General features: G+C 55.4%; 12 protein-coding genes. 10 read left to right on the top strand and 2 right to left on the bottom strand.

Annotation, left to right across the window (positions count from 1 at the left end; translation table 11 throughout):
- Nucleotides 1–46 precede the first annotated feature (46 nt).
- The 6 genes from R50912_RS31175 (at nucleotide 47) to R50912_RS31150 (ending at nucleotide 6,838) form a co-directional block, all read left to right on the top strand.
- A complete protein-coding gene (locus R50912_RS31175) occupies nucleotides 47–829 on the top strand; it encodes an ABC transporter ATP-binding protein (protein ID WP_042240524.1) in 783 nt (260 codons plus the stop codon).
- Between the two features lie 2 nt (nucleotides 830–831).
- A complete protein-coding gene (locus R50912_RS31170; RefSeq protein WP_042240520.1) occupies nucleotides 832–1,644 on the top strand; it encodes an ABC transporter permease in 813 nt (270 codons plus the stop codon).
- Nucleotides 1,644–2,543, top strand: coding sequence for an ABC transporter permease (locus R50912_RS31165; RefSeq protein ID WP_052416784.1), 900 nt, complete (start codon nucleotides 1,644–1,646; stop codon nucleotides 2,541–2,543). Before R50912_RS31170 ends, R50912_RS31165 begins: the two co-directional genes overlap by 1 nt.
- A 165-nt stretch (nucleotides 2,544–2,708) precedes the next feature.
- Nucleotides 2,709–3,812, top strand: coding sequence for an ABC transporter substrate-binding protein (locus R50912_RS31160; RefSeq protein WP_042240518.1), 1,104 nt, complete (start codon nucleotides 2,709–2,711; stop codon nucleotides 3,810–3,812).
- A gap of 147 nt (nucleotides 3,813–3,959) precedes the next feature.
- Nucleotides 3,960–5,423, top strand: coding sequence for a CoA-acylating methylmalonate-semialdehyde dehydrogenase (locus R50912_RS31155; RefSeq protein WP_042240515.1), 1,464 nt, complete (start codon nucleotides 3,960–3,962; stop codon nucleotides 5,421–5,423).
- 47 nt (nucleotides 5,424–5,470) lie between these two features.
- Nucleotides 5,471–6,838, top strand: coding sequence for an aspartate aminotransferase family protein (locus R50912_RS31150; protein WP_231637743.1), 1,368 nt, complete (start codon nucleotides 5,471–5,473; stop codon nucleotides 6,836–6,838).
- Here R50912_RS31150 and R50912_RS31145 read toward each other — a convergent pair.
- Nucleotides 6,804–8,492, bottom strand: a complete 1,689-nt coding sequence (locus R50912_RS31145; RefSeq protein WP_042240511.1) for a PucR family transcriptional regulator — start codon at nucleotides 8,490–8,492, stop codon at nucleotides 6,804–6,806. The two genes, R50912_RS31150 and R50912_RS31145, sit on opposite strands and share 35 nt — an antisense overlap.
- 333 nt (nucleotides 8,493–8,825) lie before the next feature.
- On the opposite strand from R50912_RS31145, the gene R50912_RS31140 reads away from it, so the two are divergent.
- From R50912_RS31140 to R50912_RS31125, 4 genes are read left to right on the top strand one after another with little or no spacing between them, the layout of a single operon-like run.
- The gene (locus R50912_RS31140; RefSeq protein WP_042240507.1) at nucleotides 8,826–10,214 is read left to right on the top strand and encodes an NAD(P)-dependent oxidoreductase; all 1,389 of its coding nucleotides are present in this window, start codon (nucleotides 8,826–8,828) and stop codon (nucleotides 10,212–10,214) included.
- Nucleotides 10,215–10,241: 27 nt separating this feature from the next.
- Nucleotides 10,242–11,531 (top strand): NAD-dependent dihydropyrimidine dehydrogenase subunit PreA, encoded by a 1,290-nt coding sequence (gene preA, locus R50912_RS31135; protein WP_042240504.1) that lies wholly within the window; start codon nucleotides 10,242–10,244, stop codon nucleotides 11,529–11,531.
- Between the two features lies 1 nt (nucleotide 11,532).
- Nucleotides 11,533–12,960, top strand: a complete 1,428-nt coding sequence (gene hydA, locus R50912_RS31130) for a dihydropyrimidinase (protein ID WP_042240501.1) — start codon at nucleotides 11,533–11,535, stop codon at nucleotides 12,958–12,960.
- 1 nt (nucleotide 12,961) lies between these two features.
- Nucleotides 12,962–13,201, top strand: coding sequence for a hypothetical protein (locus R50912_RS31125; protein ID WP_042240499.1), 240 nt, complete (start codon nucleotides 12,962–12,964; stop codon nucleotides 13,199–13,201).
- Nucleotides 13,202–13,341: 140 nt separating this feature from the next.
- On the opposite strand, the gene R50912_RS31120 is transcribed toward R50912_RS31125, so the two are convergent.
- Nucleotides 13,342–13,839: a GNAT family N-acetyltransferase gene (locus R50912_RS31120; RefSeq protein ID WP_042240496.1), complete on the bottom strand. Its 498-nt coding sequence runs from the start codon at nucleotides 13,837–13,839 to the stop codon at nucleotides 13,342–13,344.
- Between the last annotated feature and the right edge of the window lie 104 nt (nucleotides 13,840–13,943).

Raw genomic sequence — 13,943 nt, 5'->3', positions numbered from 1 at the left:
TGTTATTTAACATACAATAGATTCAGGGATGAAGGGGGAGCTGGGAATGTCATTAGTAGCGACGAAAATTCCTGAAATACAGCTGGAGAGCGTCGAGATGCGGTATCAGACGGAAGCGGCTGACGTGCTTGCGCTGCATCAGGTAAGTCTTGATATTGCCAAAGGAGAGTTCGTGTCCCTGCTGGGGCCTTCCGGATGCGGTAAAACCACACTGCTGAGACTGATGGCAGATCTTATAACACCAACAGCCGGAAATATCATGGTGGCCGGGAAGACGGCGAAGGAAGCACGGCTGGCACAAAAGTATGGGATTGTCTTTCAGAGTCCGGTGCTGTATGACTGGCGGAAGGTCAAACATAATATTACGCTGCCGCTGGAGCTGATGGGCGTTAAGAAATCGGTCCGCGAGGATAAAGCGCTGGAACTGCTGGATCTCGTGGGATTGCAGGGGTTCGCTGATAAATATCCCTGGCAGCTGAGCGGAGGGATGCAGCAGCGCGTAGCCATCGCCAGAGCACTCTCGATGGAGCCGGAAATTCTGCTCATGGATGAACCCTTCTCTGCGCTGGACGAATTTACCCGCGAACGCCTGAATGAAGAGCTTCTCTCCGTCTGGAGCAAGGTCCAGAGCACGATTGTATTCGTCACTCATAGCATCCCTGAATCCATCTTCCTGTCAGACAGAGTATTCGTGCTATCCCCGCATCCGGGAAGACTGTCTGCGATTGTTGATATTCCGCTGCCGCGCCCGCGGACGGCGGAGATGAGAAACAGTCCTGAGTTTTTTGAACTGATCGCCCGCATCCGCGACAGCTTCGAAGGGGTGTAGGCATGAAGCAGAACAGTGCGTTTATGCGGGAGCGCGTGCTGCCGCTGTTCGTCTGGATCTTTGGTTTGCTGGTGGTCTGGGAGGCTGTCTCATGGTGGCTGCTGAACGTAGCGAAGACGCCGCTGGCCCAGTCCAAGCTGCCTTATGTTCATGAAGTGGCCGCAACCCTCTGGAAGTATAGCGGGACGCTCCTGAAAGAGGGCGGGGCCACCTTCGGCAACGCTGGTGTCGGATTTCTGATCGGAGCGCTGGCCGGGGTCATTCTGGCAGTGCTGATGAGCCTGTCGAAGACAATAGAACAGCTTGCCTTCCCTTATGCCATTGCTTCGCAGATGATTCCAATCCTTGGCCTGGCGCCGATTATCTACGGCATTGTACGCGACGAGCAGGTGTCGCGGATTATTATATCCGGGTATATCACCTTTTTCCCAGTGGCGCTTAACATGCTGCGCGGACTGCGCAGTGTGGATCTATCCGCACTGGAGCTGATGCATTCCTATGCCGCTAAGCCTTGGGCGGTCTATTGGAAGCTGCGTTTCCCCGCAGCGCTGCCGGGTCTGTTCAGCGGCCTGAAGATTGCTGCACCGCTGGCTGTAACGGGAGCTATTCTCGTTGAGCTGATGGGTGCGCAGCACGGCATCGGTGTAATTATGCTCCGCAATCTCTACTACGGCCCTTCTCATACGTATATGTTCTGGTCCACGGTACTGGTCGGCGCCCTGCTCGGCATGGCAAGCTACTGGCTGATGAGCCTGGCCGAACGTCTGGTGGCGCCATGGCAGCCGGAATTCCGTCCCAAAGGAGGGAGCCGCTGATGGCAAGCAATTCTGTGCGCGATATCCCATTCATTACTTCTGCCGGCGCGGAGGCGGGTTCTGCTCCGAATTCTGCATCTAACAACGGAACTTCATCAGAACCAGGGAAGTCTAAGAATCCCCGCCGTCCCTTTCGGCGGCTGAGTCCCGGAATCATCCTTCCCCTCCTGGCCGGGGTGATATTCCTGGTGTTGTGGGAATATCAAGTGTTTCACCGAATCTTCGATTTGAAGAAATATCAGCTGCCGCTGCCCTCGGCCATAGCTGAAGCTATGCGGGATAACTTCAGCCTGCTGCTCTCTTACACCGGATACACCCTCGCAGAAGCCGTCCTTGGCATGCTGATTGGTTCAGCCTGCGGCTTCCTCATTGCACTGGCCGCAACGGCCTGGCCCCGCTGGGGCGGGGGCAGCCTGACAATGGTAGCTGCGCTGAATGCCGTGCCGATCGTGGCGCTTGCCCCGATCATGAACCTGTGGTTCGGTGACGGCATCGGCTCACGGGCCGCTATTGTTACTGCGACCACGATGGCGGCTATGGCCATTAATGCCTACAAAGGCATGGCGGCTGTTGATCCACTGGCCCTTGATCTGATGCATTCTTATGCAGCGGACAAACCGGCGGTATTCCGCTATCTGCGGATTCAGAACAGCCTGCCCTATGTATTCACGGCGCTGAAGATCAACGCTACGGCGAGTATGATTGGAGCCATTGTCGGGGAGTTCTTCTTCTCCTCGCGGGGACTCGGCTATCTGCTCTCCAACTCCATTAAGGTGGCCAAAATGCCGCTGGGCTGGTCCTGCATTGTGCTGGCAGCCATTGCCGGAGTGATCTTTTACCTGGCCGTTGAACGGCTGGAGAAGGTATTCATCAAGTGGCATCCCTCCCAGCGTGCGTAACACCTGCAACAACCGTAACACCCTGTACCTGTTACATCCGGCTTCTGCGCTGACGGGATATAGAGAAGCTGTCAACGCATGACCGTATGCATAGAGCACCACGATGGCAACCATGCTGTGTTTGGCCGGATTACAAAACTCAATTTGGTAGGGGGAGTTGCTGAGATGAACGGTAAAAAAAGCAAATTTCGTGGCGGGTTAATGATGGCGGCGGTTATTATGATGATTTCACTGCTGGCAGGCTGCGGCGGCAATAACAATACTGCCCCGGCGGCAGAGGCGACAGCGGGCAATGCGGCTGCGGCTTCACCGGAAGCGGCGGCAACTACAGAACCGGCGGCGGATCCGGTTACCGTGAAGCTGCAGCTCAAGTGGGTACCACAGGCGCAGTTCGCCGGTTACTTCTTAGCTCAGGACAAAGGCTATTATGCAGAAGAAGGGCTAAATGTCGAGATTCTGCCCGGCGGTCCGGATATCGTGCCGGAGCAGCAGGTGGCCGGCGGTTCGGCGGACATCGGCGTAGACTGGGTGGCGAGTCTGCTGACCAGCCAGGAGCAGGAAATGCCGCTGGTGCAGATCGCCCAGATCTTCCAGAAGAGCGGCCTGGTGCTGGTATCCAAGAAGGACGCGGGTATCGCTACACCGGCTGACCTGAAGGGCAAGAAGGTCGGCAACTGGATGGGCGGTAACGAGTTCGAAATTCTGGCACTCTTTGATAAATACAAACTGGATTCTAATAAAGATCTGAACTTCACCAAGCAGGGCTTCACCATGGACCAATTCCTCGGCGGTGAGATTGATGCAGCTTCGGCCATGACCTACAACGAATATCAGGTGGTGCTGGAATCAGGTATCAAGGCAGAGGACCTGAGTGTAATCGACATGAATGACGAGGGTGTGGCGATGCTCGAAGACAACCTGTTCGCCAACAAGGAGTGGCTGGAAGCCAATAAGGAGACGGCAGCCAAGTTCGTCCGTGCTTCTCTCAAAGGCTGGGCAGATGCGATAGCCGATCCAGAAGCGGCTGTGGACAGTGTAATGAAGCTTGCGGAAGAAGGTAGTACGTCCCGCGAGCATCAGCTGACCATGATGACTGAAGTTGCCAAGCTGATTCAGCCGGAGGGCTTCGATGCTTCCAAGATGGGGTATACGGATGCAGCGGCATTCCAGCAGACAGCTGATATTGCGCTCAAATTCGGAGTAATCAAGACAGCATCTGATGTGAATGCAGCCTATACGAACGAAATTGTTGAGATGGCGGCAAAATAACCAAGTTCCTTCCTATATATAGTGAGTTTAAGAATCAGCAGGGCATCATTCTTAAGTTCAGCTTATATAGCTATAATAGATGGCCGCCCGGGCACGGCGGTCATCTATTATAATAAGCAGCCCAGAATATGGAAAGAGGTGCAGACTATGTCTCTGCTCGTGGGGCAGGCCGGTAAAGTGAAGAACTATGTGAATGGTGCTTGGGTGGAATCCTCATCCGGGCAGGAAGAGGAAGTATTCAATCCGGCAACGGGCGAAGTGATTGCTTATGTGCCGATCTCCAGCCGTACAGAGCTGAACGTTGCTGTGCAGGCAGCTTCAGTGGCCTATGCATCGTGGAAAAGAGTAGCTGTTCCTCGCCGGGCCCGCTATTTCTTCCAGTACCAGCAGCTGCTGGTACAGCACTGGAAAGAGCTGGCGGAGCTGATCACGCTGGAGAACGGCAAAAGCCTGGAGGAGGCGCTGGGCGAAGTGCAGCGCGGCATCGAATGTGTGGAATTTGCCGCAGGTATTCCCACACTGATGATGGGCAGCCAGCTGCCGGATATCGCCACGGGCGTGGAATCCGGGATGTACCGCTACCCGCTTGGGGTAATCGGCGGCATTGCCCCGTTCAACTTCCCGATGATGGTGCCCTGCTGGATGTTCCCGCTGGCCATTGCCTGCGGCAATACCTTTGTGCTGAAGCCCTCCGAGCGGACGCCGCTCCTTGTGGGCCGGCTGACAGAGCTGTTCGCTGAGGCGGGATTTCCGCCGGGCGTACTGAATGTCGTGCATGGTACACATGAGGTGGTGAACGGCCTGCTGGAGCATGAAGAGGTGAAGGCAATTTCCTTCGTCGGCTCGCAGCCGGTGGCGGAATATGTATATAAGCATGGCACAGCCCACGGCAAGCGGGTCCAGGCGCTGGCCGGGGCCAAGAATCATTCGATTGTGCTGCCCGATGCGGATCTCGACAATGCGGTAAAGAACATCATTTCCGCAGCCTTCGGCTCGGCGGGTGAGCGCTGTATGGCCTGTTCGGTGGTCGCGGTGCATGAGGCAATCGCGGACGAACTGGTGATCCGTCTGAAGGAGGCGGCCGACGGGCTAAAGATCGGGGACGGCAAGGAAGACGGCGTGTTCCTGGGGCCGGTTATCCGGCAGTCGAACAAGGACCGGACGATAGCCTACATCGAGACCGGGCTTGCCGAGCAGGCTGAACTGGTGCGGGACGGCCGGAAGGACGCTGCAGCAACAGGCGGCGGCTATTTCATCGGCCCGACGATCTTTGATCATGTGCAGACGGGCATGACGATCTGGCGTGATGAAATCTTCGCGCCCCTGCTGTCTGTAGTGCGGGTTAAGGATCTGGCGGAGGCGATAGCCGTCACGAACGAGTCGCCTTTTGCCAATGGAGCCTGCATCTATACCGATAGTGCCAAGGCGATCCGTGAGTTCCGCGAAGAAATTGATGCCGGGATGCTGGGGGTCAATCTGGGCGTACCTGCCCCGATGGCGTTCTTCCCGTTCTCAGGCTATAAGAAGTCGTTCTATGGCGATCTGCATGCTAACGGCCGGGACGGCGTTGAATTCTACACCCGCAAGAAAATGGTCACCGCGCGTTATTAGTTGATTATTTTAAATATCAAATGGGAGTTTCGAGAGGAGAGAGTGCCGTGCAGAGCCTGGGCAAAGAAAGCGAGCAGTTGCTCAAGAAGGATCAGCAGTATTTATGGCATAATATTACGCCATACAGCGAGAAGAACCCGCCGATGATTGCCGCATCCGCAAGCGGTTCATGGGTTACCGATATCGATGGCAACAAATTTCTGGACGGGATGTCCGGGCTATGGTGTGTGAATGTCGGGTACGGGCGTAAGGAGCTGGCGGAAGCGGCCTATAATCAGCTGCTGACGCTGCCGTATTTCCCGCTGACACAGAGCCATATGCCGGCGATCGCTCTGGCGGAGAAGCTGAACGAATGGCTGGAGGATGATTATGTCATCTTCTTCTCCAACAGCGGCTCGGAAGCCAATGAAGCTGCCTTCAAAATCGCCCGCCAGTACCAGCAGCAGATTGGCCAGCATTACCGTCATAAATTCATTGCCCGTTACCGCGGATATCACGGAAGCTCGATGGGCTCCCTGTCGGCCACCGGCCAGGCACAGCGCAAATACAAATATGAGCCGCTCAGCGGCGGATTCCTGCATGTGGCTCCGCCTGACAGCTACCGCCGTCCTGAGGGGATGACCGAGGAAGCGTTCAACCTTCAGAATGCACAGGCTATTGAGGATATGATCATCTGGGAGGGCGTAGAGTCGGTCGCGGCGGTGATTATGGAGCCGGTCATTACCGGCGGCGGCGTGATTGTGCCGCATCAGGTCTACCTGGACAGGGTGCAGGAGATTTGCCGTACCCACGGTGTGCTGCTGATCATCGATGAAGTGATCTGCGGCTTCGGACGGTCCGGCCGTAAGTTCGGCCACCACAACTTCGGAATCAAGCCGGATATTGTCACGATGGCCAAGGGGCTGACAAGCGCCTACCTGCCTTTGTCGGCCACGGCGGTACGCAAGGAGATCTATGAGGCCTTCAAGGATAGCAGCGATGACTACGGCCACTTCCGTCATGTGAATACCTTCGGCGGCAATCCGGCTGCCTGTGCGCTCGCGCTGCGTAACCTGGAGATTCTGGAGCAGGAGAATCTGGTGGAGCGCGCCGCCATTCTGGGCAAAAGGCTGTCCGATGAATTCGCTAGTCTCCAGGATCACAAGCTGGTAGGTGACATCCGCAGCTTCGGGCTGGTGATAGGCATCGAGCTGGTTGCGGATAAAGCCACCAAACAGCCTGTTGACCTCAGCATCGTCAAGGGTATTATCGCGGAATGCAAATCCAAGGGGCTGATCATCGGCAAGAACGGGGATACGGTAGCGGGCTTCAATAATGTCCTCACGTTCGCTCCTCCTTTATCCTCCACCGATGAGGATATTCAGTTCATTATCGACACCTTCAAAGCTGTGCTGAACGGGAGCTGGGCAAACTGAACTTCTCCGGGTACAGGAACTGGTAAGCCCGCAGGGCCACCTGAATGGAGATTCGGTTCTCCGGAAGCATGAAGTCCTCGCCGAGCAGCTCGGTGATTTTGTCCAGCCGGTAGTAGAGGGATTGCCGTACAATGAACAGATTCCGCGCGGCAATCTGCTTGGAGCCGTCATGGTCGAGGTAGACGCGCAGTGTCAGCATCAGTTCGCTGCCCTTGGCCTCATCGTGGTCGATCAGCGGGCCGAGATAGCTGCGGATGAAATTCTCCAGCGTCTTGCCGTCGTTCAGGCTCAGCAGCAGCTGGAAGACGCCGAGTTCTTCATAGAACAGAATGGACTTCTGGTAACAAGAATAGAGAGACAGCGCTTGTACGGCTTCCTGGTATCCGGCATGGGCATGCTTCAGACCTCTGTGGGACTTGCTGACTCCGGTAACGAGCTGCAGGTCCTTCAGCTTCTCGTCCGAGCGGATATGCTGCAGGGAGTCGAGCGCCTGCTGCAGCCGCAGCTTGCCGGGCAGCTTGGACTGGATGTCCAGGGCGATGACGGTCAGCCGGTTATTCTTCAGTGTAATCAGCGGACGGAGGGAGTACTTCTCGAAGATCGAGCGCAGAATGAGCGAGAGATGGAAGGTGATCGATTCCCAGTCATTCTCCGAGCTGTTCCATTTGACGTCACGCGGGTTCTCAATCTCGATCAGGCATACGCGGTACGGCAGCTCGTTAACCACGTTGAAATCGGGTCCGACCAGCCCTTTGATCCGGTTATCATCCTGGCCGCGGCCGCTAACGAGCTCATCCACCCATAGATTCTCGGAGAAAAGCTTCCGTTCCTCCATATACCGCGTGCGCAGCAGCTCCTGGGCGATCGACAGGGAGGCCGAATCGAGCAGCAGGCAGTCGAATTCCTGCGGCTTGTGATTGCAGACCATCAGGATATAGGCCCAGGTCTGGTCTAAGGCTCCGACTGGCTTCAGGGCAATGGTCTTATGGCCGTACTCACGGATATGCGGTGCGGCATCCGGTTGAACGCCCTCCATTTCTTCGCTGAAGGTCTCGAAGAAATTCAGCAGCGGCTGTTGCTCCTCGGGCGGCAGGGCCGGGAAGAAGAGGGGTTTACCTTGAATCTGCATATAGACAATCTGCGTGCGGGTGCTTTTGCATAGTAACTGCAATACCTTAAGGGTCCCCTGGGAGGTCAGCGTCAGACGGTGGAATTCGCGGGAGATGCTCTCCAGCTCCTGCAGCATGCGGTGATGGCGGTTGATGATGAGGGAATGCAGATCGAGCGTGATATCTACAAAACGTACAGTGCGGGTAAACTGGATCAGCGGGAAGTCGTGACGGCCCGCCAGATCAATCATTTCCTGCGGGATCGAGCTGAAATACGCTCCAAGCTCAATGCATAAACAGGCAGCGTTCTTATCGATCAAATTCTGCATAAAAGATAATGAAGCGGCTAAATCAGTGCTTGCACTCATCCCGGTGGTCAGAATCATCTCTTCTCCGTGAATCAGGCTGTCGAAGCTTGAGCTCTCCAGCACATGCACCCAGCGGACCGCCCGGTTCAGGCCGTTTCTTCCTCCAATCAGCTCGGCTTCCGCAAACAGCGGTCTCTTCAGTGCATCGCGGATCGTAAATACAAGTTCCCAATCCATAAGCTTCCCCCTCGCTTGAACGTATATCTTGCAGCCCGCCTGCGCGGCTTCCTCATTCTCAGCACATTCTCACAGGTAAAAAATAGAGTTTTGAAATTAGACAATGTGTCTAATGTAACGAAAAATCGAATTGACTATAGTTTTAATATAATATGTCAGGAAATATGACTCAATATTTAATTTTAGGGTGTTGATGTTGGCTTAGAGTTTATTTTACTACAATAATCCTGATAAGTAAGTAAAATATTAAGGCAATCATCGTAATAATGTTATATTATATAACACAAACCTGATTCGAATGCGGAAGCTATCATACAAAAGGAGGGATAACCGATGGAGCAGGCTTCACCGTTAACATTCACACCTGAACTATTCATGCGTAATTTTGCCGAGGCTGAGCCGGGACTTACCCGCAAAGGTGCAATCGAGGAATCCAACCGCTGCCTGTATTGTTATGATGCCCCTTGTATCAAGGCCTGTCCGACCAGCATTAATATCCCTTCCTTCATCAAAAGAATCGCCACCGATAACCTGAAGGGTTCGGCGCAGACGATTATGGATTCCAATCCGGTAGGTGCCAGCTGCGCCCGCGTATGCCCTACTGAAGAGCTGTGCGAGGGTGCCTGTGTCCTGAATGACGCTTCGGCGCCGATTCAGATTGGCCTGCTGCAGCGTTACGCTACTGACTGGGCGATCAGCAGCGGCGTTCAATTATTCAAGGCAGGTGTCCCCAACGGTAAAAAAGTCGCCGTGATCGGCGGCGGACCGGCCGGGCTGTCTGCAGCCAGAGAGCTGGCGCGGGAAGGCTTCCAGGTGGTGATCTATGAAGCGAAGCAGCTGGCAGGAGGCCTCGATACGCACGGGATCGTATCCTTCCGGCTACCGCAGTCTATCTCCCTGTGGGAAGTAGAGCAGGTAGAGAAGCTGGGTGTAGAGATCCGCACCGGAATGAAGGTCGGAGTGGATATCTCTGTAGAAGAGCTGAAGGCCGGGTATGATGCTATTGTGCTGGCTGCAGGCATGGGCTATGTCCCTCCGCTGGGCATCGAGGGCGAGAAGCTGTCCGGTGTCTATGATGCGATAGAGCTGGTGGAAACCACGAAGACCGGGATTCCTACCCTGGAGCTGATGGGCCGGCGCGTTGCTGTCATTGGTGCAGGCAACACGGCAATTGATGCGGCTACCTGCTCCGTGCGGCTTGGCGCAGCGAACGTGAAGATGGTCTACCGCCGGACCCGTACGGAGATGACGGCCTATGACTTCGAATATGAATTCGCTAAGCAGGAAGGCGTGGAGTTCAGCTGGCTGACCCTGCCGAAGCGGATTGTCGGGGACGGGCTTGGGAATGTTACCGGGCTGGAATGTGTGCAGATGAAGCTGACGGGTGAGACAGGTCCGGATGGCCGCCTTGCTCCGATGCCGGTGGAGGGCTCAGAATTCATCCTGCCCGTGGACGCTGTAGTTGTGGCGATCGGGCAGAAGCGGCGGATTGACCTCATTGAAGCGCTGGGCTTGGAGCATCACCGGGGTGTAGTGAAGATTGACGGGGCAACCGGGCGTACCTCTGATCCGCAGATCTATGCTGCCGGTGATATCGTCTTCGGTTCCGGTGCAGGTGAAGCGATGGTTGTCTCCGCCGCCCAGCAGGGCAAGGATGCCGCCTATGCGATTGTGAAGCAAATGTCGGGCCATCAGGACAGTGTGGTTGGCTCTGCGGTATAGATTTCATAAGACAGGGAGGGAATATCAATGGCAGATCTCAGTATTGATTTTGCAGGAATCAAGTCACCGAATCCGTTCTGGCTGGCCTCTGCGCCGCCTACCAATACAGGTTATCAGGTGCAGCGTGCCTTCGAAGCGGGCTGGGGCGGTGCGGTGTGGAAAACGCTGGGCGAGCCGGTCATTAACACCTCCTCGCGGTTTGCTGCCGTTCATTTTAACGGGCAGCGTGTAGCGGGCTTCAACAATATCGAGCTCATTACCGACCGTCCGCTGGAGGTTAACCTCAAGGAAATCTATGAGACGAAGAAGAGATTCCCGAACAATACGATTATCGCTTCGCTGATGGTCGAGCCCAAGCAGGAGAAATGGCATGAAATCGTCAAGCGCGTCGAAGCGGTCGGCGTAGACGGCCTTGAGCTCAACTTCGGCTGTCCGCATGGGATGGCCGAGCGTGGAATGGGCGCAGCCTCCGGCCAGCAGCCCGATCTGGTGCAGGCGCAGACCGCCTGGGTCAAGGAAGTGGCGACAACACCGGTCATTGTGAAGCTGACGCCGAATATCACCGACATTACGGTCGTAGCCCGGCATGCCGTCAAGGGCGGCGCGGATGCAATCAGCCTGATCAATACGATCAACAGTCTGGCCGGAGTGGATATTCACAGCTGGAACACGATCCCGAATGTCGGCGGACAGGGTGCACACGGCGGCTACTGCGGTCCGGCAGTGAAGCCGATTGCCCTCAGCATGGTGGCGGAATGCGCCCGCGACCGCGCAGTCGGTGTTCCGATTTCAGGAATCGGAGGCATCTCCACCTGGCAGGATGTCGTAGAGTTCATGCTGATGGGCTCCACCGGCATTCAGGTGTGTACGGCGGTTATGCATCATGGCTTCCGGATTGTGGAGGAGATGATCGACGGCCTGAATAATTACCTGGATGAGAAGGGCCTGGCCTCTGTGATGGAGCTGATCGGCAAATCGGTGCCCAAGTATTCCAACTGGGGCGATCTCGACCTTAACTATAAAGTGGTTGCGCGGATTAACGAGGATAACTGCATTAACTGCAATAAATGCCATATCGCCTGCGAGGACGCTTCGCATCAATGTATCGACATGCTTACGAATGCCGAAGGCAAGGCGATTCTGCAGGTGCGTGAGGAAGATTGTGTAGGCTGTAATCTGTGTTCGATTGTCTGCCCGGCGGAGGGTGCCATTGATATGGTTGCACTGGATAGCGGAGCGGCCCCGATGACCTGGAATCAGCGTAATCAGGTCATTAGCGGATTAAACGGTTCTTATTCGGAAGTGGAGGTGGGTTAAGATGAAGAAGATCATCAAGAACGGCATTATCGTCACAGCAGCGGATACTTATACAGGGGATGTCCTGATTGAAGATGGGATCATCACCGGAATTGGCCTGAATCTTGAAGCGCCGGGAGCAGAGATTGTCGACGCTTCCGGCTGTTACGTATTTCCGGGGGGGATTGACCCGCATACGCATCTGGATATGCCTTTTGGCGGTACCGTCACTGCCGATGATTTCGAGACCGGCACGATGGCCGCCGCCTATGGCGGAACCACAACGGTTATCGACTTCTGCCTGACCACCAAGGGCCAGCCGCTGCAGCAGGCGGTAGACACCTGGCATAACAAGTCGCAGGATAAAGCAGTCATTGACTACAGCTTTCACCTGATGGTCTCAGAGCTTAACGACAAGGTGCTTGGCGAGCTGCCGCAGATTATTGAGAAGGAAGGCATCACTTCGCTGAAGGTTTTCATGGCTTATAAGAACACGTTCCAGGCCGATGATGGCGTGCTGTACAAGACGCTGCAGGCGGCGAGGCGCGAAGGCGCACTCGTTATGGTGCATGCCGAGAACGGTGATGTGATCGAGTATCTGGTCGACCAGGCGCTGGCTGCCGGCAACACCGATCCGATCTATCACGCGCTGACCCGTCCTCCTGAGCTGGAGGGCGAGGCCACCGGCCGGGCGGCATATTTAACGGGGCTGACGGATTCGCAGCTCTATGTAGTGCATGTGACCTGCGCCGAAGCGGCTTGGAAGATCGCGGAAGCCCGCAAGAAAGGGCTGCGCGTCTACGGCGAGACCTGCCCGCAGTATCTGGTGCTGGACCAGTCAGCGCTTGAGAAGCCGGACTTCGAGGGTGCGAAGTATGTCTGGTCTCCTCCGCTGCGCGAGCAGTGGAATCAGGATGTACTCTGGGATGCGCTGTGGAGCGGCACGCTGCAGACGATTGGCTCGGATCAGTGCTCTTTTAACTTCAAGGGACAGAAGGATCTGGGACTGGGTAATTTCTCGAAGATTCCGAACGGCGGGCCAACCATCGAAGACCGGTTCAGTGTACTCTACTCTGAAGGTGTGCAGAAGGGCCGCATTTCACTTAACAAGTTCGTGGATATTATCTCCACCTCCAGTGCCAAGCTGTTCGGCCTGTTCCCGCAGAAAGGCACAATCGCTGTAGGCAGTGACGCAGATATCGTCATCTTCGATCCGGCTGTAGAAAGAACGCTGTCCGCAGAAACCCATCATATGAATGTGGATTATAATGCTTTTGAAGGTATGCAGGTTCAGGGCGAGCCGGTGTCTGTGCTCAGCCGCGGAGAATTCGTTATCCGCGACAAGGCGTTCGTCGGTACGGCCGGTGCGGGCAAGTATTTGCACCGCAAGCGTTTCGAGGCTGAAGCGCCCCGTCCGGTCCAGGCGGAAATCAGCGGAGGAGTGATCTGAGATGTCGGCATTCGAGGAGTTCGACCAAGAGCGGCAGGCGATTGACAGCCTCCTGCTGCAAGGATATACGGTTACCGGCATCTTCGAGGATCTGGACGGGGCGAAGGTCCGATTTATCCGCAGGGAGCCGGCCGGAGAACCGGTAGAGCTGCTGCTGCTTACAGCAGATGCACGCAAGCATGTGACGACGCTGATCTTTGGCGGCAGCAAGCCAGCGGCTCCGATTGAAACCCACACGTAAATCAACATATCGGATAGAGGGGCTGCGATCCTGGGATCGCGGCTTTTTGCCAATATTATCGTGACTGCAGTTCCTGCATTCTATAATAAAGACAGCCGGATCGCCCCTGAACATGGGCTGACCGGCTGTTTTTGCAGTAATTATTCGTGTCTGTATTCCTGCCGCAGGATAGACATGATCTGCAGCGATTCGAAGCCTTCCTCAGTTCGTACACATTCGCGCAAGATGCCTTCCGGTTTGAAGCCGGCCCCTTCATAGACATGCTGTGCTCTGGCGTTATAATCTTTGACGTCCAGCCACAGCCGGTGAGTATCTGTATGGGTGAAGACCCAGTGGGTCAGCAGCTTCAGTGTCATTGTTCCATAGCCGCAGCCCTTGGTCTGAATGACAATCCGCTGGATACAGATCGTGAGGTTACGGTCCTGAATTCCTGTAAGGATCACGTAACCTGCCGGTTCCCCGGCTGAGTCTTGAACAATCAGGTGCATAATATCTCCGTCATCCAAAGCTGCTGTGTGCTGATCCCTACTCCACTGGCCGATGAACCGGCGGTTTAGCTCAGCCCCTTCGGCATCCAGGACAAAGTCGAGATCTTCCAGGGTTGTTGCCCGTAACTTTATAATTTCTGAATGCAGCATAACAATCCACCTGCTTCCTGAGTATGTATACAGCTATAGTACAGGAAGGAGAGCCGGCTGCCAATTTGAAGTGTATCTGAAGCTGGATCTGGTTTTGATGGGTA

It is taken from the genome of Paenibacillus sp. FSL R5-0912 (genome assembly GCF_000758605.1).
In the GTDB taxonomy this organism is placed as follows: Bacteria; Bacillota; Bacilli; order Paenibacillales; family Paenibacillaceae; genus Paenibacillus_AQ.
This window is presented reverse-complemented; position numbering and strand designations above follow the sequence as displayed.